The sequence below is a fragment of the Rhizobium laguerreae genome, assembly GCF_019778565.1.
GTDB classification, from domain to species: Bacteria; Pseudomonadota; Alphaproteobacteria; order Rhizobiales; family Rhizobiaceae; genus Rhizobium; species Rhizobium laguerreae.
This window is the reverse complement of the sequence record NZ_JAAXQT010000003.1, coordinates 318,791-343,674: the sequence shown is the minus strand read 5'-3', so window position 1 is coordinate 343,674 and position 24,884 is coordinate 318,791. Positions and strand designations below refer to the sequence as shown.

The following is a 24,884-nucleotide window of genomic DNA, read 5'->3' as shown; positions in this document are numbered from 1 at the left end:
AAAATTGCAATAGACGTATGCACATAGCAGGACGCTGCACTGCAAAAAATGCACTCGACGGCAGCCCGGACCTCACGGATAGATGCTCTATCGGAGACATCGTCTCCACCTCCCGCCATTTCCACCGATCGGCTTGCGGCCGCGCCTGCGCGCCAGGGCCATTGCCAAGCAGAAACCGCCTCGAGGAGCTCTCGTGAGTGAGATTGCCGCCAATATTTCAGTTGATAGCCAGGATGAAGAGCTGCCGTCGGCAATGACCGTGGCGCTGGTCCAGTTGGCGCTCGCCTGCGGCGGCTTCGGCATCGGCACCGGCGAATTCGCAATCATGGGATTGCTGCCCAATGTCGCCGAGACCTTCTCGGTCACGACGCCGCAGGCCGGTTACGTCATCAGCGCCTATGCGCTCGGCGTCGTCGTAGGCGCACCGGTCATTGCCGTGCTCGCCGCAAAGATGGCGCGCCGCACGCTGCTTTTGACCCTGATGCTGATCTTTGCCGCCGGCAATATATCGAGCGCCATGGCGCCGACCTTCGAAAGTTTCACGCTGCTGCGCTTCGTCAGCGGCCTGCCGCATGGCGCCTATTTCGGCGTCGCGGCCCTTGTCGCCGCCTCGATGGTGCCGGCGCATCGCCGCGCCCGCGCCGTTGGCCGCGTCATGCTCGGCCTGACCGTTGCGACACTTCTCGGCACGCCGTTGACGACCTTCTTCGGCCAGTCGCTCGACTGGCAGGTGGCGTTTTTCTCGGTCGGCGTGCTCGGCCTGCTGACCGTGGTGCTGATCTGGTTCTACGTTCCGAAGGACAGGGTTTCTGCGGAAGCGGGTTTCCTGCGCGAACTCGGCGCCTTCCGCCGGCCGCAGGTGTGGCTGACGCTCGGCATCGCCGCCGTCGGTTACGGCGGCATGTTCGCGATGTTCAGCTATATCGCCTCCACGACGACTGAGGTGGCGATGCTGCCGGAAACGGCCGTTCCGATCATGCTGGTCCTCTTCGGTGTCGGCATGAACGCGGGCAATTTCATCGGCTCGTGGCTCGCCGACAAATCGCTGCTCGGCACGATCGGCGGGTCGCTCGTCTATAATTTCGTCGTGCTGACCACCTTCTCGCTGACCGCCGCCAATCCCTATTTGCTCGGGCTTTCCGTCTTCCTCGTGGGCTGCGGCTTTGCCGCCGGCCCGGCGCTGCAGACGCGGCTGATGGATGTCGCCGCCGACGCGCAGACGCTTGCGGCCGCGTCCAACCATTCCGCCTTCAACATCGCCAATGCGATCGGCGCCTGGCTCGGCGGCCTCGTCATCGCCGGGGGTTACGGTTTTGCAGCGACCGGTTATGTCGGCGCAGCACTATCCTTCCTCGGCCTGTTCGTCTTTGCAGCCTCGCTACGCCTCGAGCGCCGCGACCGGAGCGCGCAGGCCATCTGAGGCCAGGCGCAGTTCGCGGCCTTCCGGGCTGCAGAAGACATAATCGTCACCCCAGGCGGCCAACGCCTGGATGACAGGCTTCAGCGTCATGCCGAGGGGCGTCATCGCATATTCGACCCTCGGCGGCACGACCGGATAGACGGTGCGTGATACCAGGCCGGACTCTTCCAGTTCACGCAGCTGCTTGGTCAGCATGCGCTGGGTCACGGCCGGCAGCTTACGCCGCAATTCGTTGAAGCGCAGGGTTCCCTCCATCAGATGAAAGAGGATCACGCCCTTCCATTTCCCGTCAAGGTAAGTCAGCGTCGCTTCGACCGGGCAGCCGGGGAAATTCTGGACGAGCTTGGCGCGCGGCAATGACATTTACAGTATCCTTTTGGGTACTACGTACAGAATTTGTGCATTCTTGCGTTGTCAGACCATAGTGCGCATCTAGCTTCCGTGCAACGAACACAGGAGTTTCCCATGCGCGCCGTCGCCTATAAAACGCCCCAACCGATCTCCGCCGAAACCTCGCTGATCGATGTCGAACTGCCGATGCCGGAGGCTGGGGGCCACGATCTGCTCGTCGAAATCAAAGCCGTTTCGGTCAATCCCGTCGACGTGAAGGTGCGCGCCCATTCCGCACCGCCCGCAGACGAACTCAAGGTGCTCGGCTGGGATGCCGCCGGCATCGTCAAGGCCGTCGGCGCTGATGTCACCCTGTTCAGGCCCGGCGACGAGGTGTTTTACTCCGGAGTCATCAGCCGCCCGGGCAGCAATGCCGAATTCCACCTCGTCGACGAACGCATCGTCGGCACCAAACCGAGGAGCCTCGATTTCGCTGCCGCGGCGGCCCTGCCGCTGACCTCGATCACTGCCTACGAAGCGCTGTTCGACCGGCTGAAGGTGCAGGACGCGGTTTCGGGGGCGGGACGCTCCATCCTGGTCATCGGCGGCGCCGGCGGCGTCGGCTCGATCGCCATTCAGATCGCCCGGGTATTGACCGATCTGACGGTGATCGCCACGGCCTCGCGGCCGGAAACGCAGGACTGGGTGAAGGAACTCGGCGCGCATCATGTCGTCGACCATTCCAGGCCGATCGCGCCGCAGGTGGCAGCGCTCGGCATCGGCGCGCCGGGATTCATATTCTCGACCACCAATACCGACAGCCATATCGGCGACATCGTCGAAGCGATTGCGCCGCAGGGCCGCTTCGTTTTGATCGACGATCCGAAGACGCTCGACATCATGCCCTTCAAGCGCAAGGCCGTCTCTGTTCATTGGGAGCTGATGTTCACCCGCCCGCTCTACGGCACGCCTGACATGATCGAGCAGCACAAGCTGCTGAACAGGATTTCCGAGCTCGTCGACGCCGGAAAGATCCGCACCACGCTTTCGGAGATCGTCGGCCCGATCAATGCGGCAAACCTCAAGACGGTTCATGCCATGGTCGAAAGCGGCAGAATGAAGGGCAAGGCGGTGCTTGCAGGATTCTGAGATCGCGGCCGGCAGCGCCGGTGTTTTTGGAAGCCCCGAGGTCTACATGCCATACCGCCGGCCATACCTGCCTGGAATGCCGCATCGCGGGGGTGCGGCATTCTGGCGTTAAGCATTTACCCCGCTTGACTTTTTTCGCGTCCGGGACCACCTAGCATCCATGTGGATGACACTCGTCAGCCACGGATTTCAACGGAGCCATCATAACGATGCCAAGCGACAGTAGCAGTCGATTGCCTTTGCCGTACGCTGCCCTCGTGCGCTGACCGACTCCTGTCGGCTCGCCCGATCGGACGCTACGGCGGATCGACGGAAAGGCGAGCCTCAAATGAATATCAATCGCTTCCCTCTTCGGGCAGGCCATGCCGCCCGTGCCTTCATCAACAACAGCCGCGGCGCAACAATCGCCGAACGCGTCGAATCATTGAACGCGCTGAGCGTCCAGGACGCCGGACGTGTTCTATGCGGCATGCCGCTGGACTATGCGGTCAACATTCTCGACCGGCCGGAGCTTCGCAACTCCGCACAGATCCTTGCGCTGATCAGTGCCGAGGATGCCGCACGGCTGCTGCACGGCATGTCGAACGACCGCGTCGCCGACGTGCTGCTCGAACTCGACGGCGAGACCCGCGCCCGGCTGTTCTCCAGCCTCGACGAACCGGTGCGCATCGCGATCCAGCACCTGATGGGATATCCGCCGCGCACGGCCGGCGGCATCATGACGACGGAGTTCGTCAGCGTGCTTGACAGCTGGACCGTCGCCCGCACACTCGACCATGTGCGCCAGGTCGAACGCTCGCGCGAGACCGTCTACGCCATCTATGTGCTCGACGAGGTCAGCCATACGCTGCTGCATGTGGTGACGCTGCGTCGCCTCATCACCGGCGAGCCGGAGGCTTCGATCCTCTCGGTGGCACAGAAGGGCGTGCCGGTTTCGGCCGGTCCGCTGATGAAGCAGGAGGATGTCGCGCGGCTGATCCGCAAGCACGACCTGCTCGCCCTGCCCGTCACCGACGAACATGGGCAGATGCTCGGCATCGTCACCGTCGACGACGTGATCGACACGATGATCTCAGACACGACGGAAGCGGCCCAGAGGTTCGGCGGCATGGAGGCGCTCGGCCAGCCCTACATGAAGATCAGCTTTGCCGGCATGATCCGCAAGCGCGCCGGCTGGCTCGCTGCGCTCTTCCTCGGCGAGATGCTGACGGCAAGCGCCATGCAGCATTTCGAAGGCGAGCTGGAAAAGGCCGTGGTGCTGACGCTGTTCATCCCGCTGATCATGAGCTCGGGCGGCAACTCGGGTTCGCAGGCGACGTCGCTGATCATCCGGGCGCTGGCGCTCGGCGAGCTGAAGCTCTCGGACTGGTGGAAGGTGCTTTTGCGCGAACTGCCAACGGGCATCGTGCTCGGCGCGATCCTCGGCCTGGTCGGCTTCATCCGCATCGTCTTCTGGCAGTCGGCCGGGCTCTACGATTACGGCCCGCACTGGCAGATGGTCGCCGTCACGGTGTTTGCCGCCCTGATCGGGATCGTCACCTTCGGCTCGATCTGCGGCTCGATGCTGCCCTTCGTGCTGCAGAAGCTCAGGCTCGATCCGGCCAGCGCGTCAGCTCCTTTCGTCGCCACGCTGGTCGACGTCACCGGGCTCGTCATCTACTTCTCGGTGGCGCTGCTCATCCTCAGCGGGACGCTGCTCTAACCCGCAAACAAGCCCGAGGGGAATTATTTTCCCTCGGGCAGCTTCAACGGCCCGTGCGTCTTGATGCTGCGGATGGCGAAGTTCGAGCGGATGTCGCTGACATTCGGCAAGGTCAACAGCGTTTCGGTCAGAAGCTGTTCGTAGGCGGCAAGATCTTCCACCACCACCTCGGCGAGGAAATCGGCCGTACCCGAAATCAGGAAGCAGGAGACGATCTCGGGGATGGCGAGCAGCGCCTTCTGCTGCGCCTCGGAATTCTCGCGGCTGTGATGGACGACCTTGAATTCGACGAAGACGGTGAGGCCGAGACCAACCTCCTTGCGGTCGATATCCGCCCTGTAGCCGCGAATGATGCCGGACCGTTCGAGATTGCGGATGCGGCGCAGGCAGGGCGACGGCGAAAGGTTCACCTTCTCGGCGATTTCGACATTGGTGGCGCGCGCATCCTCCTGCAGGCACTTCAGGATGGCGATATCGAATTTATCGAGATTTGGCATTTCTGCGATCCCAGTTGGCACTAATTGGCAGAAGATTGCGCATAGCATCATTTAAGAGCCATAGATAGCAAGGACATGCCTCGGCCTCTGGCGCTAATCTTTTCTTCAACCGGACAAACTCCGGACGGAAGAAAGGATTGAGACGATGACCACCATTGCATTTACAAACGACAAGTCGCCGTCGCAGCTACTGGGTTATGCTGGCGGCACCATTACCGTGCTGATCTGGGCAACATGGTTTCTCGTCACCCGCCACAGCGCCGCAACGCCGCTCGACTCGATCGATATTGGGCTGATCCGCTTCGGAGTTCCGGCGCTGGTGCTTTCGCCTGTCTGGCTGAAGACGGGGCTGCTGCCGAAGGCCCTGCCGCTTCACCTGCTGGCGATCATGGCGTCCGGTTCCGGCGCCGTCTTCTTCCTGCTGACGACGCTGGCAATCCATTCGACGCCGGCCGCCTCTTCGGGGATTCTGCTTGGTGGCTCGATGCCGCTCGCCACGGCGCTGATCGGCATTGTGCTGTTTCGCGAAAGACCTGACGGCACCCGCATCGCAGGGCTTATCGCAATCGTTGCCGGCGTGCTGATCCTGCTCACGCGCAGCCTTGCAGACGCCTCGCTGCCATGGACAAGCTTCGTGCTGCTGCCGGCTGGCGCCGTTCTCTGGGCAAGCTATACGCATGCCTTCCGCCGCTCCGGTCTGACGGCCGTGCAGGCAAGCGCCCTGATCGCCGTCTGGTCTTTCCTGATCATGGGCGGGCTTGCCCTCGTCTTCGGCATCTCGCTGCCAGAGGCTACTCTCCCGGAGATCGGCCTGCAGGTGCTGAGCCAGGGCGTTCTTTCCGGCCTCGTCGCTATGGTCGCCTACGGCACCGCCGTCAGAACACTCGGCGGAACACAGGCTGCCGCCTTTACGGCGCTGACGCCGGTGCTGGCGACGCTTGGCGGCGGCTTGCTGCTTGGCGAAGCGATCGGCATGACGGAAATCAGCGCCGCCGTGATCACCGGCATCGGCGTGGCGCTTTCGACAGGTATCGCCACGCCACGCCGCTGAAATCCAACACCAACAGCAGATGGAAAAGCCGCCTGCAGCCATCGCTGCGGCGGCTTTTTTCATCGGCAATGCTATCTGCGTATTGCCTAAGCCTGGATAACGACAACCCTGGCGCCGACTTCGACTCGGCTATAGAGGTCGATCACGTCGTGGTTCATCATGCGGACACAGCCGCTCGACATGGCAAGACCAATCGATTGCGGCTGGTTGGTGCCATGAATGCGAAAATGCGTGTCGTTGCCACCGCGATAGAGATACATCGCCCGCGCACCGAGCGGGTTGTTCGGGCCGCCCGGCATGCCGCCGGCGAGCTTGCGATAGCGCTCTTCGCGGCGCTGCATGTTTTCGGTGGGCGTCCAGCTTGGCCACTCGGCCTTGCGGCCGATATAGGCGTTACCGGCAAAGGCCAGCCCCTCGCGGCCGACGCCGACGCCATAACGCATCGCCCTGCCGCCGCCGAGAACGTAATAGGCGCGGCGCGCCGGTGTATCGACGATCACGGTGCCGGCAGCATGCGTGGTTTCGTACGTCACTTCCTGGCGGCGGAGTTCCGGCTTGATCTTGTCGATCGGCACCTGCTTCAACGGGAATTTTTCGTCCGGAAGTGCGGCATAATTCGTCTGGCTGTTCAGACCGGTCGAAGAGCAGCCGGCCACGAAAAGCGGCAGAGCGATCAGAAAGCCCCGGCGGGAGATCGTCATGAATGTGTCCTTAGTGCGTCAACTTGATGTCGCAAGCTAAGGAAATTATGGTTAACGAACGGCTAACAGCCTCCGGCAGAAGGCGATCACGAAGGCGTCAGCACGCAAGAATTGTCGCGGTGGGGATAATCCGCATCACATATTCGGATAGACCGGCCCCTCGCCGCCCTGCGGCGGCACCCAGTTGATGTTCTGGTTGGGGTCCTTGATGTCGCAGGTCTTGCAGTGCACGCAGTTCTGGGCGTTGATGACGAAGACCTCTTCGCCGTCCCTTTCCACCCATTCATAGACGCCGGCCGGACAGTAACGTGTCGACGGACCGGCATAGATGTCGTGTTCCGAACGCTTCTGCAGCGCCATGTCCTTGACCTGCAGATGCACCGGCTGGTCTTCCTCGTGATTCGTGTTCGACAGGAACACCGAGGAGAGGCGATCGAAGGTCAAGACGCCATCGGGTTTGGGATAGGCGATCGGCTTGTGCTGCGACGCCGGCTCCAGGCTCTCAGCATCGGTCTTGCCATGCTTCAGCGTGCCGAAGACGGAGAAGCCGAACAGCTGGTTGGTCCACATGTCGAAGCCGCCGAGCGCCACGCCGAGTGCGGTGCCGAACTTCGACCATAGCGGCTTGACGTTGCGCACCCGCTTCAAATCCTTGCCGATGTCGCCCTTGCGCCATTCATTCTCGATCTCGGCCACCTCGTCATGGCTGCGGCCGGTCGCGATCGCGGCGACGATCTTCTCGGCGGCCAGCATGCCCGACAGCACCGCATTGTGGCTGCCCTTGATGCGCGGCACGTTGACGAGACCGGCCGAACAGCCGATTAGCGCCCCGCCGGGGAAGGAGAGTTTCGGCACCGACTGGTAGCCGCCCTCGGTGATGGCACGCGCCCCATAGGACAGCCGCTTGCCGCCCTCGAAGGTGGTGCGGATCGCCGGGTGCGTCTTGAAGCGCTGGAATTCCTCGAAGGGATAGAGATAGGGGTTCTTGTAATTGAGGTGAACGACGAAGCCGACGGCGACCAGATTGTCTTCCAGGTGATAGAGGAAGGAGCCGCCGCCGGTCTTCATGCCGAGCGGCCAGCCGAAGGAGTGCTGCACCAGGCCCGGCCTGTGGTTTTCCGGCTTTACCTGCCAGAGTTCCTTGAGGCCGATGCCGAATTTCTGCGGTTCGCGGTCTTTCGAAAGATCGAACTTGGCAATCAGCTGCTTGGCGAGCGAGCCGCGCACGCCCTCGCCGATCAGCACATATTTGCCGAGCAGTTCCATGCCGCGGGTATAGTTCGGGCCGGGCTCGCCATTCTTCTCGATGCCCATATCGCCGGTGGCGACCCCGATGACCGCACCCTGGTCATTGTAGAGCACTTCGGTGGCGGCAAAGCCGGGATAGATCTCGACGCCGAGTTCTTCGGCCTTGGTCGCCAGCCAGCGACAGACATTTCCGAGCGAGACGATGTAGTTGCCGTGATTGTTCATCAATGGCGGCATCAGCACATTCGGCAGGCGAACAGAGCCGGCGGGACCGAGCAGCAGGAAGTGATCGGCCGTGACCTTGGTCTTAAACGGGTGGTCGGCCCCGTCGCGCCAGCCGGGCAACAGCCGGTCGATGCCGATCGGGTCAACCACGGCACCAGAGAGGATATGCGCGCCAACTTCCGCGCCCTTCTCCAGCACGACGACGGAGAGTTCCGGATTGACCTGCTTCAACCGGATCGCCGCCGCAAGACCAGCCGGACCGGCGCCGACGATCACAACGTCGAATTCCATGCTCTCGCGTTCGGGCAGCTCAGTCGTCTCGGTCATTCGCTCGTCTCCGCTTGGCGGCACGCGGCCGTCATCCCGTCATGGCACTTTCTTGTCAAAACGAGAAAGCATTGTCGAGCCGGGATACGACAGCCAATCTTCCAATTCGCACAATGATGAGGCCTGGTGGGAAAGAATTACATAACGCTTACGTCAACGTCAATTATCAAACGCTGCCGAACCGGTTACATGCCCTTTCCTTTTCCGCCGCTTGCGCCTTATACATCGCTCAAAGCTATCGGAGGACAATCATGGATCTCGGCATCAGGGGCAAACGGGCACTCGTCCTCGCCTCCTCGCGCGGCCTTGGCCTCGGCATCGCCGTGGCGCTGGCGCGTGAGGGCGCAAACGTGCTGCTCTGCGGGCGCAGCGGCGAACAGCTGGAGGCCAATTGCAAGGCGATCAATGGCGAAGGCCAAGGCCGGGCCGACTGGATCTGGGCCGATCTCGGGGACGAACGCTTCGTCGAGATGACGACGACGGCGGTGAAGGAGAAGTTCGGCGGTCTCGATATCCTCGTCAACAATACCGGCGGGCCGACGCCCGGTACGACGGAGGAGATGACGGGCGAAAAGCTCGAAAGCTATTTCCTCTCCATGGTCGCCCGCGTGATCACGCTCACCAATGCGCTGCTGCCCGGCATGAAGGCGCAGGGCTGGGGGCGCATCCTGACGGTTGCCTCATCCGGCGTGATCGAACCGATCGCCAATCTGGCGCTGTCGAATACGCTGCGCCCGGCCCTTGCCGGCTGGAGCAAGACGCTTGCCTCCGAAGTGGCGGGCTTCGGCGTCACCACCAACCTGCTGTTGCCGGGCAGCATCCTGACGGCGCGGCTCGACGATCTCGACGGAGCTGCGGCAAAGCGAACCGGCAAGAGCCTCGAGGAAATCCGCACCGACAAGGAAGCGCGCATTCCGGTCGGCCGCTACGGCAGGGTCGAGGAATTCGCCGCAACGGCTGCCTTCCTGTGCAGCCAGCCGGCAAGCTACATCACCGGCTCGCTCATCCGCTGCGATGGCGGCGCGGCGCGATCCGTCTGACATTCTCTCTCAGCCGACGCGGGCCGCCGCCGCCCATGTCGCCACACTTTGGATCATCTGTTCGACGTTGGCCGGATCGTCCGCAAGTTCGGCGAGTTCGGACAGACGATGGAAACCGGTCAGGATCGTAATGCGGCGCCGGTCGAGCCGGCGTCCGGTCAGCGTTTCATAGGCCGATATGATGCGCGCGGTCAGATCGGGCGAAATGAAGTTCGAGTAGATGAATTCCTGGTGCAGCGGGCCAAAGCCGGAATCGGCGAAATCGTAGATGCCGTTCAGCCGCCTTTGCGCATGGTCGAAGGCCATGTTCCAGCCGTGACCGTCGAAGAAGCCGTAGATGTTGCCGTAGGGATCGGGCGGCAAGGCTTCGAAATCCGAAATAATGGCCTGCGCAAAACTCCTGATGTCAGGCGGCAGCAGCGGCAAAGCCTTCGTTCGCACCGTCTCGGGAAATTGCCATGGTTGGATAGCCCCGGCACCCGCCGACCGTATGCGATCGGCATCGAGCACATGCAGCTCGGCGTAAAAACGCGCGAGATCTTCCGCGAGGCGCTGCCGATCGCTTTCGCCAAGGGCATCGTAATCTTCGGCAATGAGATGTTCGCCGTCGAGTTTGGCATGGCTGGAGAAGATCGGCGGCCCGTCGTGAATGCGCATGTCGGGAACCGCCATCGACAGCGACGGCCGAACAATATCGAGCAAGGCGGCTTCCTTCTGAAGCGCTCTTTCCGCGCCGAGATTACGGGGAAACTTGAAGATTAATGTGTCATCGACGTCGACGGCAAGCGAATCCCAGCCCTTCGCCGCCAGCTTGAAGACGGAGGCCGTGAGTTCAGGAAATAGGCTTACGATCAGAGAGCGAAATTCGCTGGCATCCAACTCAGTCATGACGACCTGCCTTCTCTCGTTTTTCCGTGTTTTTCCGCGCGATGGACGGCATACGGGTCGGCATCGTCATCTGTCGAACCGCCCTCGCCGCCGCCGTCGGACGGCATCGGACTACACTGGATCTATATTAGTATAATTTGAATATTACGGAATATTCATTACAAAATTTTAAGCCATTATAACCACTTAGTGATCGCACACCGGGAATTATGTCCTTTTTGCGCCGCAATATAAGCAGCTCAATCAGAGCATAAAGTTTGCAACCTTGCTCAAGACCGGTTCCCGCCCATGAAGAAATTTTGGATCACCGTCAGCGTTATCGCAATTGCCGCCATCGGCGTCTGGCAATTCGGGAATCTGGTCCCTTATGCCTCCCGCATTCCCTACCTCTCGCAGTTCATCAAGCAGCCGGCCGGCGGCAATGGCGGCGGGCAGCAGGCGCAAGCCGATCAAGGTCAGGCCACCAGTCAGGATGGCGGGCAACATCAGGGCGGCGGGCGCAGGCGCGGTGGCGGCGGCCCGACCGTCGTCAAGACCGTCGCAGCCGTGAAAACGACGCTGCCGATGGATGTGACGGCGACCGGCTGGGCCGATGCCGATGACAACACGACCATTGCCGCACAGGAACAGGGCTTGATCGTCAGAATCGATGCGCAGGATGGGGCGACCGTGAAAGCCGGCGACCTGATCGCCAAGCTGGACGACCGGACGGCCAAGGCAACCGTCGACAAGGACAATGCGATGATCGTGCGCGACAGGGCAACCCTTTCGGAAGCCGAGACCGCATTGACGCGCGCGCAGGATCTCTTCAACCAGAAGGCCGGCACCGAGCAGAGCCTCGACCAGGCGGTCGCCGCCCGCGATACCGCCGCAGCCACTGTTGACGCCGACAAGGCGTCGCTGGCCTCCGACCAAATCCTGCTCGAGCACACCGACATCCGTGCTCCCTTCGATGGCCGGCTTGGCGATATCGCCGTCAGCAAGGGCGCCTTCCTCAATGCCGGCTCGGCAATCGTCACCATTGCGAAATACGATCCGATCTATGTGAAATTCCACCTGCAGGAACGCTACCTGCGGGAGCTGAAGAGCGCTCTGGCAGGCGGTCCGGTCGAGGTCAGCACCGCTCCCAGTTCCACCAAGGGGCAAGTGCGAAAGGGCGAGATCAGCTTCTACGACAATACGGTCGATACCGCCTCGGGCACGATCCTCGCCAAGGCGAAATTCGAGAATTCCTCCGGCGCGCTCTGGCCCGGCCAGTCGGTCAACATCGTCGTGCATTTCAACAATGACGAACAGCAGGTGGTGGTGCCAACGGTCGCCGTCAGCCCCGGCCCGGAGGGTTTCTTCGCCTTCGTCGCCAAGGACGGCAAATCGCATCTGACGGCCGTCACCGTTGCCCGCGCAAATGGCGGCTTCACCGCCATCGCCTCGGGCCTTTCGGAAGGCGACCATGTCGTCGTCGAGGGCCAGGGCCAGCTCAGCGACCAGCAGGCGATCAAGGAGCAGTTCGACGATAAGGCGCTTGATGTCGCCTCCGCCGAAGAGCCTCGGCAACAGCAGCCCTCCGAGACAATCGCGGTGGGAGCTCAACAATGATCCCGAATTTCTGTATCCAGCGACCCGTCGCGACGACGCTGCTTGCGATCGGCGTCATTCTGGCCGGTCTTGCCGGTTATCAGCTCGTCGCCGTCGCAGCGCTACCGCAGGTCGATTTTCCCACCATCAACGTTTCGGCGCAGTTGAGCGGCGCCTCACCGCAGACGATGGCGACCTCGGTTTCGACGCCGCTGATCAAGCAGTTCGAGACCATTCCCGGGATCACCGAAATCAGCGCCTCCAGTTCGCTCGGCAGCACCAGCATCGTGCTGCAGTTCGACCTCAGTCGTAATATCGATGCGGCCGCAGCCGACGTGCAGGCGGCGATCTCGAATGCGACCCGGCAACTGCCCGACAATCTGACGACGCCGCCGAGTTATCGCAAGACGAACCCGGCCGATGCGCCTGTCATGCTGCTCTCGGTGCAGAGCAACACCATGCCGCGCAGCAAGCTTGACGACATCGCCGAGAACATCATCTCGCCGTCGCTTTCGACGCTTCCCGGCGTTGCCCAGGTCAGCGTCTACGGTGCGCAGACCTATGCCGTGCGCGTCGAGGTCGATCCCAACAAGCTTTTGACCCGCGGCATCGGCATCGATACCGTCAACAAGGCGCTTGCTGCCGCCAACAGCCAGCAGCCCGTGGGAACGCTGCAGAACAATTCGCAGAGCATGACCATCACGGCGAACACGCAGCGCACCAGCGCCGAACAATTCCGTTCGCTGGTCATTGCCAATCCGAACGGCGCGCCGATCCACCTCGGCGATATTGCCGATGTGCAGGACAGCGTCGAGAACCAGTATACCGGCAGCTGGTATGATGGCCAGCGTGGCATTATCCTCGCCATCCAGCGTCAACCCGATGCCAATACGGTGGATGTCGTCGATGCGATCAACGCCAAGCTGCCGCAGCTTCACGCCGAAATCCCGCCCTCGGTCAACACGGTCGTCATGAATGACGCCGCAAAACCGATTCGCGATGCCATCTCCGATGTCAAGTTCACGCTGCTGCTCACGATCGGCCTCGTCGTTCTCGTCATCTACCTGTTTACCGGCCATGCGACCGCAACGATCATTCCCGGGCTTGCCGTTCCGCTGTCGCTGATCTCGACTTTCGGCATGATGTATGTGCTCGGCTACAGTATCGACAACATCTCGCTGCTCGGGCTGACGCTCGCGGTGGGGCTCGTGGTGGACGACGCGATCGTCATGCTCGAGAACATTCTGCGCCATGTCGAGGACGGCATGCCCGCGCGGGAAGCGGCGATCAAGGGTGCGGGCGAAGTCAGCTACACCATCATTTCAATGTCGGTTTCGCTCATCGCGGTCTTCATCCCGATCCTGCTGATGGGCGGCGTTGTCGGCCGCGTGTTCAACGAATTCGGCATGGTGGTTGCGATTGCGATCATCTCCTCGGCAATCGTCTCGCTGACCGTGACGCCGATGCTCGCCTCGCGTCTGTCCAACCACCAGAGCCGCCCGCCGCTCATCATCCGCATCTTCGATGCCGGCTTCGAACGGACTCTCAACGGCTATGACAGGGCGGTCGGCTGGTGCCTTCGCCACCGCCCCACGATCCTCGGCGTTTTCCTCGCCTCGGTCGCGCTGACGATCTATTTCTTCATGACGCTGCCGACGAGCTTCTTCCCGCAGGAGGATATCGGCCGCCTGACGATCAGCACGCAGGCTCGCCAAGACATTTCCTATTCGGCCATGGAGGCGCTGCAGCAGCAGGCGGCAGCCGTCGTCAAGGCGAACCCGGCAGTCAACCATGTGATGTCGACGATCGGCGGCAACCCGAACAAACCGCAAAACAACGGCTCGATGTTCGTCGAACTCAGGGACAAGAAGGAACGTCCGCCGCTTGACCAGACGCTGCGTGAGCTGCGCGCGGAGATCAACAAGATCCCCGGATTGCAGGCCTTCGTGACGCCGAACCAGAGCCTGCGCTTCGGCGGTCGCCAGACGGCAAGCCAGTATCAGTTGGTGGTGCAGGCACTGAGTGCTGATCAAACCAACCTCTGGGCCGGCAAGATCCAGGCAGCGATGCGCAAGGACCGGCTGTTCACCGACGTGACCTCGGACGCCCAGAACAACGCGCTGCAGGCCAATATCGTCATCGATACGGAGCGGGCAGCCGCCTATGGGATCGACAACGACACACTGCGCACGACGCTGCAGGAATCCTTCAGCGGATATGCAGCGGCGGAAATCCAGTCTACCGGCGACAGCTACGACGTCATCGTCGAATATGACACGAGCAAGCCATGGGACGACCAGAAGCTCTCGGAAATCCGTGTCGCCTCGCCCAATGGCAGCCTGGTGCCGCTTTCAAACTTCGCGCATGTCGAGCGCACGGTCGGCCCTGTGACAATCAACCAGACGGGCCAGCTCGTCTCGACCACCGTTTCCTTCAACCTGCCGGAGGGCGTATCGCTCAGCAATGCCACGGCGGCAATCGACCAGATCAAGACGGAAATGAGCATGCCGGCCGACGTCTTCACCTCCTATGGCGGTACAGCTGAGATTTTCGAGCAGTCTCAGGGCAATACGCCATACCTCATCCTGGCGGCGGTGCTGACCATCTATGTCGTGCTCGGCGTGCTCTACGAGAGCTTCATCCACCCGCTCACCATTCTCTCCGGTTTGCCTGCGGCGGCATTCGGTGCGCTGCTGGCGCTAAAGATCATGGGCTTCGACCTGTCGATCATCGCCCTTATCGGCCTGCTGATGCTGATCGGCATCGTCAAGAAGAACGCGATCATGATGATCGACGTGGCGGTGGAGACCATGCGCACGACCGGCGAAAAGGCGACGGTGGCGATCCACGAGGCCTGCGTGCGACGCTTCCGGCCGATCATGATGACGACCTTCTGTGCCCTGCTCGGCGCCCTGCCGATCGCGCTCGGCACCGGCGCAAGCTCGGAACTGCGCCAGCCGCTAGGCATCGCCGTCGTCGGCGGCCTGATCGTCTCGCAGATGCTGACGCTCTTCATCACCCCGGTCATCTTCGTCGAGATGGACCGCTTCGGAAACTTCCTCGGCCGCCTGATCGGCCACAAGAAGGTCGAGGAGCCGCAGCTGGAAGAGGCAAGGGCAATGGCCGCCGAGTGATGACGGCCCTCTGAATTCGGCATTGCCGATTGACCCTTGCGGCGCACTTCTTCTTCTAACCGGGAGAAGAAGTGCGCCCGCGATCACATCAACTTCCGCTCCTCTTGAATGTGTCACGCCCCTGTGGCATCACCCGCCCTCCTGAATTCGGGGCGTCCTCACGTCCTTTTGCGGAGCGATGCTCCGTCTCCAATAACAATCGGCATGAAGAGGTGCGGGCATGGCTCAGGCGCTGGGTTTCGACTTCGGCACGACGAATACGGTTCTCGCCATGGCGGATGGCGGGGCGACGCGCTCGATGGCGTTCACGAGCACGGAGGGTACGGCAGACAGCATGCGCACGGCGCTTTCCTTCATGAAGGATGCCCAGCTCGGCGCTTCGGCGCTGAAGGTGGAAGCAGGCCATGCGGCGATCCGCCAATTCATCGACAATCCCGGCGAATGTCGCTTTCTGCAATCGATCAAGACCTTTGCGGCGAGTGCGCTGTTCCAGGGCACGCTAATTTTCGCCAAGCGGCATAATTTCGAGGATCTGATGGAGATCTTCGTGCGGCGGCTGCGCAACTATGCCGGCGACAACTGGCCTTCGGATGTCGGTCGCATCGTCACCGGCCGGCCGGTGCATTTTGCCGGCGCCAGCCCCGATCCGGCGCTGGCGACCGAGCGCTACAACGCGGCGCTGTCGCGCTTCGGCTTTCCCGAAATCCACTATGTCTACGAGCCGGTCGCCGCCGCCTTCTATTTCGCGCAGAACCTGAAGCAGGATGCCACCGTGCTGGTCGCCGATTTCGGCGGCGGTACCACCGACTATTCGCTGATCCGCTTCGAGACCGTCGCCGGCAAGCTGACGGCAACGCCTATCGGCCATTCAGGCGTCGGCGTCGCCGGCGACCATTTCGACTACAGGATGATCGACAACATCGTCGCGCCGCTGATCGGCAAGGGCAGCCACTTCAAAAGCTTCGACAAGATCCTCGAAGTGCCGTCCAACTACTATTCCAGCTTCGGCCGCTGGAACCAGCTGTCGATCTTCAAGACGACCCGCGAATTCGAGGATCTGAAGAAGCTGGTGCGCACCAGCCTGGAACCGGAAAAGCTCGAAATCTTCATCGACCTGATCGATCATGACGAGGGTTACCCGCTCTATCAGGCGGTGTCGGCGACGAAGATGGCGCTCTCGGCCGCAGAAGAGGCGCCTTTCGATTTCGCGCCGCTTGGCCGCAGTGGACATCGCAGCATCAAGCGCAGCGACTTCGAAGGCTGGATCGCCGATGATCTCGCTCGCATCGAAGGCGCGCTCGACGACGTGCTCGACAAGACCGAGACGAAACCATCGGAGATCGACAAGGTGTTCCTGACCGGCGGCACCTCCTTCGTGCCGGCGGTGCGCCGCATCTTTACCGAACGGTTCGAGCGCGACCGGATCGAAAGCGGCGGCGAGCTGTTGTCGATCGCCCATGGCCTGGCGCTGATCGGCGAACGCGACGACATCGCGCAATGGACTGTGCAATAGAGCCGGCAAGGGCGGGCAATCTGCCACCCGCCCTTTCAATGCCCCGGTCACTCCGCTAAGCTTGCCCTCATGATCTCCGCCAACGACCTTTCCCCAGCCGAGCTCGCAGCGCTTCTGCATTTCCATGCCGATGCCGGCGTGGAATGGTTGCTGGAGGAAGAGGCGATCGACCGCTTCGCCGAGTTCGAGGCAATGAAGGCCGCCCGCCGCCCGGCGACACAGGCGCAGCAGCAACGTCCCGTAGCTGGGGAAAGCCTCACACCTAAGGAACGATCTGTCCCCGGGGAACGCCAGACGCCGCCGCGTCCGGGCACGGCCTCGCTACGTTCGGCAGCGCCAGCCGAACGCGCAGCTTCCGGCCCGCAACCGGCGATCCCTGATGGCGAGGCGGTGCAGCAGGCACGGTTCGCTGCCGAAAGCGCGCGCTCGCTCAGTGAGCTCAAGACGGCGATCGAAGCCTTCAACGGCTGCAACCTCAAGCACAGTGCCCGCTCGACCATATTCGCGAGCGGCGATGCCGAAAGCGGCATCATGGTGATCGGCTCGGCGCCGGGCGCCGAAGACGATCGCGAAGGCGTGCCCTTCTCGGGAAAATCCGGCCAGCTGTTCGACAAGATGCTGGCGGCGATCGGGCTGAAGCGCTCAGCCATTCTGTTGACGCAGGTCATCCCCTGGCGACCACCTGGCAATCGTGCACCCTCGGCCGCGGAAATGGACATCTGCCGCCCCTTCATCGAGCGGCAGATCGCGCTTGCCGAACCGAAAGCGATCCTGCTGCTCGGCAATTTTTCGGCACGTTTCTTCTTCGGCGAAAACGATACGATTCACGGGTTGCGCGGCCGTTGGAAGGAGATTGCCGTTGCGGACTGTGTCATTCCTGCCATAGCCAGCCTGCATCCGCAGGATCTGTTAACCGCACCTGTAAACAAGCGGCTGGCCTGGAATGACCTGCTGGCTTTTCAGGCGAAGCTTAAGTCCCTATCTTTGCTTAGAAATTAGCCAAAGTTGAATAATTTATGAATCAATCTATGCGTTTTTCGCATGGCTGCATCCCGCCGTGACGCATTGCGGAATCTATGCTGCATCGCAATATCAGCTGTGTCTTGGGAGGAATCACAGGAACCAAGGCCATGAACAAGCGTTTTCGCCCTATCCATAGCGGGTTTGAAACCCTTCGCCTCGCCGGCGACCAGGTTCGTTCCACTCAAGGCTACAGCCGGTTCGGCTTTGCCACGAACGAACAGATGATTGCCCGCGGCACCGGCATCAACAGCCGTACGGCGCGCCCGAACGCCATTTTTTCGGACTTCCAGCAATATTGAGCGGCAGGCCCATCGCCTGCCCTTCGTATCAAGAGTACCCCAACATGTCGACGATCCTGATATCGCTTCTGCGCAACATCGAAACCTTCGAGCACATCCGCGTCGCGGTCTGCGCCGCGCGGGAATATGAGCGCGAGCTTTCGGTCAAGCCGGCCGATGCCAGCGCGCGCATTGGTGCAGGTGCTACAGCCATCGTTCTGTAGAACATTTCCGAGTCATGGAAATGCTCTATCTCTTTGGTTTCGCGCATTCCGGACGCAAAACCGCTGCGCACTTTTGCCGGAAATGCTCTGGTCAGATGGCCATTTCCTCGATCTGGGCCTTTGCCCATTCGAAGGCTTCGTCGACATAGGCGAACTTGACCGCCTGCCAGGCGCAATATTCCTCGACGAAATCCCGCGATATCCAAAGGTGCGTCTTGCGCGGCTCGTCCTGCCAGCCGACGCAGCCGCGTTGCGCCGCCTTTGCCAGCACCCGCTGCAGGTGCGTGCGCGACATCATGAAATCGGCAGCGAGCGCCCGGGTTTCGACGCGGCCGACGGAAAACCTGTCCGGTTCGCTGCTATCCATATCCATCCGGGCGATGAAGTTGTCGACGACGAGGCCGCCGGCTTCCGTCCAGAGGAACAGCGCCACCTGCTCCGGCGGTTCGCGCCAGGCGGCATCTTCGAGGCAATGGCGGGCAATGCGCGGCTGAACGAGCCGAATCAATGACGGGTTTTCCTGGAAAAAACCTGCCCTTCGACCGCCGTCGAGCAGGTCGAGCGCGCCGAGATTGCCGAGAATCCAGGCAAACATTCCCTGATGGCTGACGTCAGCCGGTTCGAAATGACGTGGCCGCCGCCGCTCGTCGCCGGGCGTGTGGGTTATGAAGCGGTAGGTATAGAGTTCTTCGATGAAAGCGAGCACGGTGTTGCGGCTCGCTACCTTGTGCGCGGTGATGCGCCCGGTCAGCCGAACGGCAGTGAAACCCGACGTCGGGTCGCGCGGATCATGTTCCAGGTGGAGGGCATAGGCAGTCTGGGTCAGAAGCCAGCGTTGATGGGAGGCGAGCAGTCGCGCCAGCCGCGGACCGGCATCGAACATGCCGCGCATCTGCCCAGCCAAAAAGCGAATGCTCATCAGAAAGGAAGGGTTCCCCACCAATTGCTCCGCTGTGAATGCCATTATGCTTTTCTCCACCCCCGCTCGCCGGCCAGCGTTCGGAGCAACGACACCGAGAGCTCCTCCGGCATCAGCGGCCATTCAGACATGCACAGCTTGGAATAAATGATACTCTCTCATGTTCAACAATCATATTCCACAGGCCAACGGTATCCCAAGAATTCACCATTCTTTTCACTCTTTGAGTGCAAGTTCCAAGCCACTGCAATCCCTGCGTTAAAACCTTGATGAACATACGCTTGCAGGCGTCAGGCTTGCGGCGTCGTGGCCTTGCGCGCCTCTCTCTGCTCGATGCCCAGCCGATGCTCGCGATAGATGATGAAGATGCCGGCGGCGACGACGATGACGGTGCCGATCAGCATGGTCACGCTCGGCACGTCACCGAAGACGAAGTAGGCGACAATGCCGCCGAGCAGGATCGAAGTATATTCGAACGGCGCGATGGTGGAGACGTCGGCATGGCGGTAACTTTCCGTCAGCAGGATCTGCGCGACGCCGCCGCAAAAACCGGCGGCGATCAGATAGAGCGCCGTCGGCCATGCCAGGATGAGCCAGCCGAAGGGAAGAGAAGCCAGCGAGAAGACCGAGGCGGTGATCGAGAAATAAAGCACGATCGTCGCCGTCTTCTCTTCCTCGACGAGGCGGCGCACCTGGATCATCGCCACGCCGCCGAGAACGGCCGAGAGCAGCACGCAGAGCGCACCGACGGCCTGTTCTGCTTCCATGCCGCCGTCGCGAAACAGCGTGAGTTTCGGCCAGGAAACGATGGCGACGCCGACGATACCGACCAGGACGGCGCTCCAGCGATAGATGCGCACGGTCTCGCCGAGAAAAACAGCAGCGAAGATGACGGCGGCGAGCGGCAGCGCATAGCCAAGCGCGATCGCCTCCGGCAGCGGCAGATGCAGCAGGCCGTAGAAACCGAAAGCCATCGACAAGATGCCGATCGTACCGCGCTTCAGGTGACCGATTGGATTGGCGGTGTAGAAGGCGGCGCGCAACTGCCTGTTATAGGCCAGATAGGCCATGATCGGGAACAGCGCGAAGAACGACCTGCAGAAGGTGACCTGCCCCGGCGGGATGTCTGAGCCCGCCAGCTTGATGAAGGTCTGCATGGCCAGGAAGACCACGACCGACGAGACCTTCAGCGCAATGCCTCTCATCGGGTTTCTGAGAACCGAGTGCATGATCCTGGCTCTTGATACTGACTTAACCGGAACGGGGAGACGCGTTCGACTCGGGAACGCAGCAGGTGACGTCGCCCACCGTAGCGAAAGAAAAGCCCGATTGGCGAAAAAACCGCAAGCAATATGAGAGAATCACAGAATCGCCGTCAGCCGCGGGCTCAACCGTGCTGCATGCGCGTCACCGCGCTGAAATTTCCCTATTTGAGCCATTTACCCCCAAAATGTTCATCTCCCGGCGCTCGGCGTTAACCAATTGAAAACCATAGGCAAGCATCGTTTTTATCGCTGATCTCGAAATTTTCTTCACCGCACAAACAATTGCCCGCTCCTTTCAGGATCCCATTTGATGAAGCCGCTTAGCGCCGAAACCATTGCCCAGTCGCAGAATGCGACACCGCGCTCCATGCGCGTCGTCACCGACGGCATCAGCACCGACCTCGAGCGCTTCAGCGCCGACAACACCCATATCGTCAAGCAGATCAAGCTGCTGGCGATCAATGCGCTGATCGAGGCGGCCAGGGCCGGCGAGACCGGAAAGGGCTTTGCCGTCGTTGCCAACGAGGTGCAGCGGCTGGCGCAGATCGCAACCGACATTACCGGCAGGTTCGAGAGCAACGTGCTCGGCCGCATCGGCCTCAGCCGCGCCATGGCCGATTCGCTGGTCGAGGAGATGGAGGGCGTTCGCCTCACGGATCTGGCGCAGACACTGGTGCAGCTCATCGTCCGCAACCTCTTCGAGCGCACGGCCGATGTGCGCTGGTGGGCGACGGATCCAGCGCTCTGGCAGGCGCTGCAGAACCCGGCTCGTGAATCCGTCGCCTTTGCGGCGGAGCGTCTCGGCGCCATCAACCGCTTCTACACGGTCTATCTCGATCTCGTCATGACCGATCTCTCGGGCAAGGTGATCGCATCCGCCAATCCCAAGTTCCAGCGCAAGATCGCAGGCACGAGCCTGGCCGGCGATCCATGGTTCCGCGCGGCATCGGCCTGCTCCTCCGGCGACGCTTATATCGTCGACGATGTCAAAGCGAGCCCGCTCCACGACGCCAGGCATGCGCTCGTTTATGCCACAGGCATCCGCGAAGAAGGCAAGCTCGACGGGCGGCTGGTCGGCACGCTCGGCGTCTATTTCGACTGGCAGAACCAGGGCCAGGCGATCGTCGAGAAGGAGGCGAACCTGCCACCGCAGCTGGCGGAAAAAACGACGGTCATGCTGCTCGACGGCAAGAGCCGGGTCATCGCTACCACCAATCCCGCCTTGCTCTTTTCCCATTTTGCGCTCGCCAATCCGTCCGGCCAGGGGAAAGGCAGCTACTACGACAATAACGGCTCGATCGTCGCCTTCGCGCGCACCCTCGGCTACGAGGATTACGACGGGCTCGGCTGGTACGGCGTCGTCGTGCAGCAGACGGAAAACGACGCGACGATCAAGGCCGCCCTCAATCTTAAGTAGCACTCATCTTGCGCCGGTGGCGTTCATCCATGTCCAATAAGATATTTTGCCCGCGAACTTGGTGTTCGCGGGCAATTTGCTTTAAGTTTAGTTCAGACTTTAATGTAATCATTCCCGGCAAAATTTATGGCAGAGTGCGCCCGCCTCTGTATTCCGCGGTTATCAAATAACGGTCTTCAGGAAACACCATGCGAACAGATACCGGCCAGGTCATTCATCTGGCAGATTACCGTCCCACCGACTTCGTGCTGGAACGTGTGGACCTGACCTTCGAACTCGACCCGACGGAGACAAAGGTCGAGGCGCGTCTGATCTTTCATCGTCGCCCGGGCACCGATCCTGCAGCGCCGATCGTTCTCGACGGCGACGAACTGACGCTGTCGGGGCTGCTGTTGGACCAGATGGAACTGGACGCTTCGCGTTACGACGCAACACCAGAAAGCCTGACGGTGCGCGACCTGCCGGAAAGCGCGCCCTTCGAACTGACGATCACCACCGTCATCAACCCTGAGGCCAACACCAAGCTGATGGGCCTTTACCGCACCGGCGGCATCTACTGCACGCAGTGCGAGGCGGAGGGTTTCCGCCGCATCACCTATTTCCCCGACCGGCCCGACGTGCTTGCGCCGTTCACGGTTAACATCATCGCCGATAAGGACGCCAACCCGCTGCTTTTGTCGAACGGCAACTTCCTCGGCGGCGCCGGCTACGGCCCCGGCAAGCATTTCGCCGCCTGGTTCGACCCGCATCCGAAGCCGAGCTATCTCTTTGCACTCGTCGCCGGCGATCTCGGCGTCGTCGAAGACACGTTCACGACCATGTCCGGCCGTGAGGTGGTGCTGAAAATCTATGTCGAGCACGGCAAGGAGCCGCGCGCAGCCTATGCCATGGACGCGCTGAAACGTTCGATGAAGTGGGACGAAGAGAGGTTCGGCCGCGAATACGATCTCGACATCTTCATGATCGTCGCCGTCTCCGATTTCAACATGGGCGCGATGGAGAACAAGGGCCTCAACGTCTTCAACGACAAATACGTGCTTGCCGATCCAGAGATCGCCACCGATGCCGATTATGCCAATATCGAGACGATCATCGCGCATGAATATTTCCACAATTGGACCGGCAACCGCATCACCTGCCGCGACTGGTTCCAGCTGTGTCTCAAGGAAGGCCTGACTGTTTATCGCGACCACGAATTCTCTTCCGACCAGCGCTCGCGCGCCGTCAAGCGCATCGCAGAAGTGCGCCACCTGAAATCGGAGCAGTTCCCGGAAGATGGCGGCCCGCTCGCCCATCCGGTGCGGCCGACGACATATCGTGAGATCAATAATTTCTACACGACGACCGTCTACGAAAAGGGCAGCGAAGTCACGCGCATGATCGCGACTCTGCTCGGCAAGGACGGCTTCAAGAAAGGCATGGACCTCTATTTCGACCGCCATGACGGTGAGGCCGTGACGATCGAGGATTTCGTCAAATGCTTCGAGGATGCAAGCGGACGCGACCTCACACAATTTTCGCTCTGGTACCATCAGGCCGGCACGCCGCTCGTCACCGCATCGGGCAGCTATGATGCGGCGGCCGGCAGCTTCACCCTGTCGCTCGAACAGATGATCCCGGCAACGCCCGGCCAGCCGAGCAAGGAGCCGATGCATATCCCGCTCAGCCTCGCGCTGTTTGGCGAAAACGGCGGCAGGATCGAGCCGACCTCGGTCGACGGCGCGGAATATGCCGGCGAGGTGCTGCATCTCACGGGCCGCACGCAGACGGCCGTGTTCCATGGCATTGGCTCGCGGCCGGTCGTTTCGATCAACCGCAGCTTCTCGGCGCCGATCAACCTGCATTTCGATCAGAGCCCGGCCGATCTTGCGCATCTCGCCCGCCATGAGACCGATCATTTCGCCCGCTGGCAGGCATTGACCGATCTGGCGCTACCGAACCTCCTGAAAGCGGCTCGCGACGCCCGCGAGGGCAAGCCTGTCGTCTGCGAGGCGACCTTCGTCGAGACGCTGATTGCCGCCGCCGCCGACGAGAGCCTCGAGCCCGCCTTCCGCGCCCAGGCGCTGGCTCTGCCGAGCGAATCCGATATCGCCCGCGAACTCGGTGGCAACAACGATCCCGATGCCATCCATGCCGGCCGGCAGGCGGTCCTGAAACAGATCGCCGATGCCGGAAAGGATGTCTTTGCCGGCCTCTACGCAGCGATGACGACAACGGGCGATTTCAATCCGGATGCGAAAAGCGCCGGCCTGCGGGCGCTGCGCAATAGCGCCCTCACCTACCTCTCGCATGCCGAACAGACGCCGGCCCGCTCCAAGGCCGCCTTCGATGCGGCCAACAATATGACCGATCTCAGCCATGCGCTGACGATCCTCGCCCATCGTTTTCCCGACAGCGCGGAGACGAGCGAGGCGCTCGCCACCTTCCGTGACCGCTTTGCGGAAAATGCGCTCGTCATCGACAAATGGTTCGCGATCCAGGCCGGCATTCCGGGCGCAAAAACCCTGGGACGGGTCCGCGCGCTGATGGACGATCCGCTCTTCAAGCGCACCAATCCGAACCGGATGCGGTCGCTGGTCGGCACCTTCGCCTTTGCCAACCCGACCGGATTCGGCCGCGCCGACGGCGAAGGCTATCGTTTCCTCGCGGATCAGATTCTCGATATCGACGGGCGCAACCCGCAGCTTGCCGCCCGCATCCTCACCTCGATGCGCTCCTGGCGGTCGCTCGAACCCGTGCGTGCCGATCACGCCCGTTCGGCGCTGATCGAGATCGAGCGGGCCGCCGATCTTTCGACCGACGTGCGCGATATCGTCGAGCGCACGCTTAAAGGGTAATTTGATTCGACCGGCCATCAGGAGAAATTCGGCGGCCGGTCGCCCGGAACCTCGAATCACCTGGAAAAACCCGAAATTATAAATAGTTAACGGATTTTTACCTTTGCCTCTGGACAAGGCG

At 61.6% G+C, this 24,884-nt stretch carries 20 protein-coding genes; 13 read left to right on the top strand and 7 right to left on the bottom strand.

Going from position 1 to position 24,884, the window contains the following annotated elements:
• Positions 1 to 193: 193 nt before the first annotated feature.
• Positions 194 to 1,420 (top strand): MFS transporter, encoded by a 1,227-nt coding sequence (locus tag HFO71_RS12250; protein WP_221988141.1) that lies wholly within the window; start codon positions 194 to 196, stop codon positions 1,418 to 1,420.
• Here the strand turns inward: HFO71_RS12250 and HFO71_RS12245 are convergent.
• Positions 1,379 to 1,783 (bottom strand): winged helix-turn-helix transcriptional regulator, encoded by a 405-nt coding sequence (locus HFO71_RS12245; protein WP_072638956.1) that lies wholly within the window; start codon positions 1,781 to 1,783, stop codon positions 1,379 to 1,381. The two genes, HFO71_RS12250 and HFO71_RS12245, sit on opposite strands and share 42 nt — an antisense overlap.
• Before the next feature lie 102 nt (positions 1,784 to 1,885).
• Here HFO71_RS12245 and HFO71_RS12240 point away from each other — a divergent pair, with 102 nt between their 5' ends.
• Positions 1,886 to 2,899, top strand: a complete 1,014-nt coding sequence (locus HFO71_RS12240; RefSeq protein ID WP_077976084.1) for a zinc-binding alcohol dehydrogenase family protein — start codon at positions 1,886 to 1,888, stop codon at positions 2,897 to 2,899.
• Positions 2,900 to 3,227: 328 nt separating this feature from the next.
• Positions 3,228 to 4,601, top strand: coding sequence for a magnesium transporter (gene mgtE / locus HFO71_RS12235; RefSeq protein ID WP_077976083.1), 1,374 nt, complete (start codon positions 3,228 to 3,230; stop codon positions 4,599 to 4,601).
• 23 nt (positions 4,602 to 4,624) lie between these two features.
• Here the strand turns inward: mgtE and HFO71_RS12230 are convergent, their stop codons facing one another.
• Positions 4,625 to 5,146 carry an Lrp/AsnC family transcriptional regulator gene (locus tag HFO71_RS12230; RefSeq protein WP_170268426.1) on the bottom strand — a complete coding sequence of 174 codons (522 nt, stop codon included), beginning with the start codon at positions 5,144 to 5,146 and terminating at the stop codon, positions 4,625 to 4,627.
• 97 nt (positions 5,147 to 5,243) lie between these two features.
• Here HFO71_RS12230 and HFO71_RS12225 point away from each other — a divergent pair, with 97 nt between their 5' ends.
• Positions 5,244 to 6,149, top strand: a complete 906-nt coding sequence (locus HFO71_RS12225) for a DMT family transporter (RefSeq protein WP_221988139.1) — start codon at positions 5,244 to 5,246, stop codon at positions 6,147 to 6,149.
• A gap of 86 nt (positions 6,150 to 6,235) precedes the next feature.
• Here HFO71_RS12225 and HFO71_RS12220 read toward each other — a convergent pair whose 3' ends face one another.
• Together HFO71_RS12220 and HFO71_RS12215 are read right to left on the bottom strand one after the other, a co-directional pair.
• Positions 6,236 to 6,850 carry a L,D-transpeptidase gene (locus HFO71_RS12220; protein ID WP_221988137.1) on the bottom strand — a complete coding sequence of 205 codons (615 nt, stop codon included), beginning with the start codon at positions 6,848 to 6,850 and terminating at the stop codon, positions 6,236 to 6,238.
• A 135-nt stretch (positions 6,851 to 6,985) separates the two neighbouring features.
• A complete protein-coding gene (locus HFO71_RS12215) occupies positions 6,986 to 8,650 on the bottom strand; it encodes an electron transfer flavoprotein-ubiquinone oxidoreductase (RefSeq protein ID WP_077976080.1) in 1,665 nt (554 codons plus the stop codon).
• Positions 8,651 to 8,901: 251 nt separating this feature from the next.
• Between HFO71_RS12215 and HFO71_RS12210 the strand changes: the two genes are divergently transcribed.
• On the top strand, positions 8,902 to 9,690 hold the full coding sequence (locus tag HFO71_RS12210) for an SDR family oxidoreductase (protein WP_077976079.1): 789 nt from the start codon (positions 8,902 to 8,904) through the stop codon (positions 9,688 to 9,690).
• Positions 9,691 to 9,699: 9 nt separating this feature from the next.
• Here the strand turns inward: HFO71_RS12210 and HFO71_RS12205 are convergent, their stop codons facing one another.
• Positions 9,700 to 10,578, bottom strand: coding sequence for a phosphotransferase family protein (locus HFO71_RS12205; protein WP_168258194.1), 879 nt, complete (start codon positions 10,576 to 10,578; stop codon positions 9,700 to 9,702).
• Between the two features lie 288 nt (positions 10,579 to 10,866).
• Between HFO71_RS12205 and HFO71_RS12200 the strand changes: the two genes are divergently transcribed.
• From HFO71_RS12200 to HFO71_RS12175, 6 genes are all read left to right on the top strand, one after another.
• Positions 10,867 to 12,174: an efflux RND transporter periplasmic adaptor subunit gene (locus HFO71_RS12200; protein ID WP_077976077.1), complete on the top strand. Its 1,308-nt coding sequence runs from the start codon at positions 10,867 to 10,869 to the stop codon at positions 12,172 to 12,174.
• Complete coding sequence (locus HFO71_RS12195; RefSeq protein ID WP_077976076.1) at positions 12,171 to 15,287, top strand: efflux RND transporter permease subunit; 3,117 nt, start codon at positions 12,171 to 12,173, stop codon at positions 15,285 to 15,287. The genes HFO71_RS12200 and HFO71_RS12195 overlap by 4 nt, the downstream gene beginning before the upstream one ends.
• A gap of 220 nt (positions 15,288 to 15,507) precedes the next feature.
• Positions 15,508 to 16,800 carry an Hsp70 family protein gene (locus HFO71_RS12190; protein ID WP_077976075.1) on the top strand — a complete coding sequence of 431 codons (1,293 nt, stop codon included), beginning with the start codon at positions 15,508 to 15,510 and terminating at the stop codon, positions 16,798 to 16,800.
• Positions 16,801 to 16,869: 69 nt separating this feature from the next.
• Positions 16,870 to 17,799, top strand: a complete 930-nt coding sequence (locus tag HFO71_RS12185) for a uracil-DNA glycosylase (protein ID WP_077976074.1) — start codon at positions 16,870 to 16,872, stop codon at positions 17,797 to 17,799.
• Between the two features lie 131 nt (positions 17,800 to 17,930).
• On the top strand, positions 17,931 to 18,122 hold the full coding sequence (locus HFO71_RS12180) for a hypothetical protein (RefSeq protein ID WP_003546802.1): 192 nt from the start codon (positions 17,931 to 17,933) through the stop codon (positions 18,120 to 18,122).
• A gap of 44 nt (positions 18,123 to 18,166) precedes the next feature.
• A complete protein-coding gene (locus HFO71_RS12175) occupies positions 18,167 to 18,325 on the top strand; it encodes a hypothetical protein (RefSeq protein ID WP_020049252.1) in 159 nt (52 codons plus the stop codon).
• 91 nt (positions 18,326 to 18,416) lie between these two features.
• On the opposite strand, the gene HFO71_RS12170 is transcribed toward HFO71_RS12175, so the two are convergent.
• Together HFO71_RS12170 and HFO71_RS12165 are read right to left on the bottom strand one after the other, a co-directional pair.
• On the bottom strand, positions 18,417 to 19,289 hold the full coding sequence (locus HFO71_RS12170) for a hypothetical protein (RefSeq protein WP_077976073.1): 873 nt from the start codon (positions 19,287 to 19,289) through the stop codon (positions 18,417 to 18,419).
• A gap of 245 nt (positions 19,290 to 19,534) precedes the next feature.
• Positions 19,535 to 20,473, bottom strand: a complete 939-nt coding sequence (locus HFO71_RS12165) for a DMT family transporter (protein ID WP_168258193.1) — start codon at positions 20,471 to 20,473, stop codon at positions 19,535 to 19,537.
• A gap of 346 nt (positions 20,474 to 20,819) precedes the next feature.
• Here HFO71_RS12165 and HFO71_RS36190 point away from each other — a divergent pair, with 346 nt between their 5' ends.
• Positions 20,820 to 21,926 (top strand): methyl-accepting chemotaxis protein, encoded by a 1,107-nt coding sequence (locus HFO71_RS36190; RefSeq protein ID WP_077976071.1) that lies wholly within the window; start codon positions 20,820 to 20,822, stop codon positions 21,924 to 21,926.
• A gap of 188 nt (positions 21,927 to 22,114) precedes the next feature.
• Complete coding sequence (gene pepN / locus HFO71_RS12155; protein WP_168258192.1) at positions 22,115 to 24,763, top strand: aminopeptidase N; 2,649 nt, start codon at positions 22,115 to 22,117, stop codon at positions 24,761 to 24,763.
• Positions 24,764 to 24,884 lie beyond the last annotated feature (121 nt).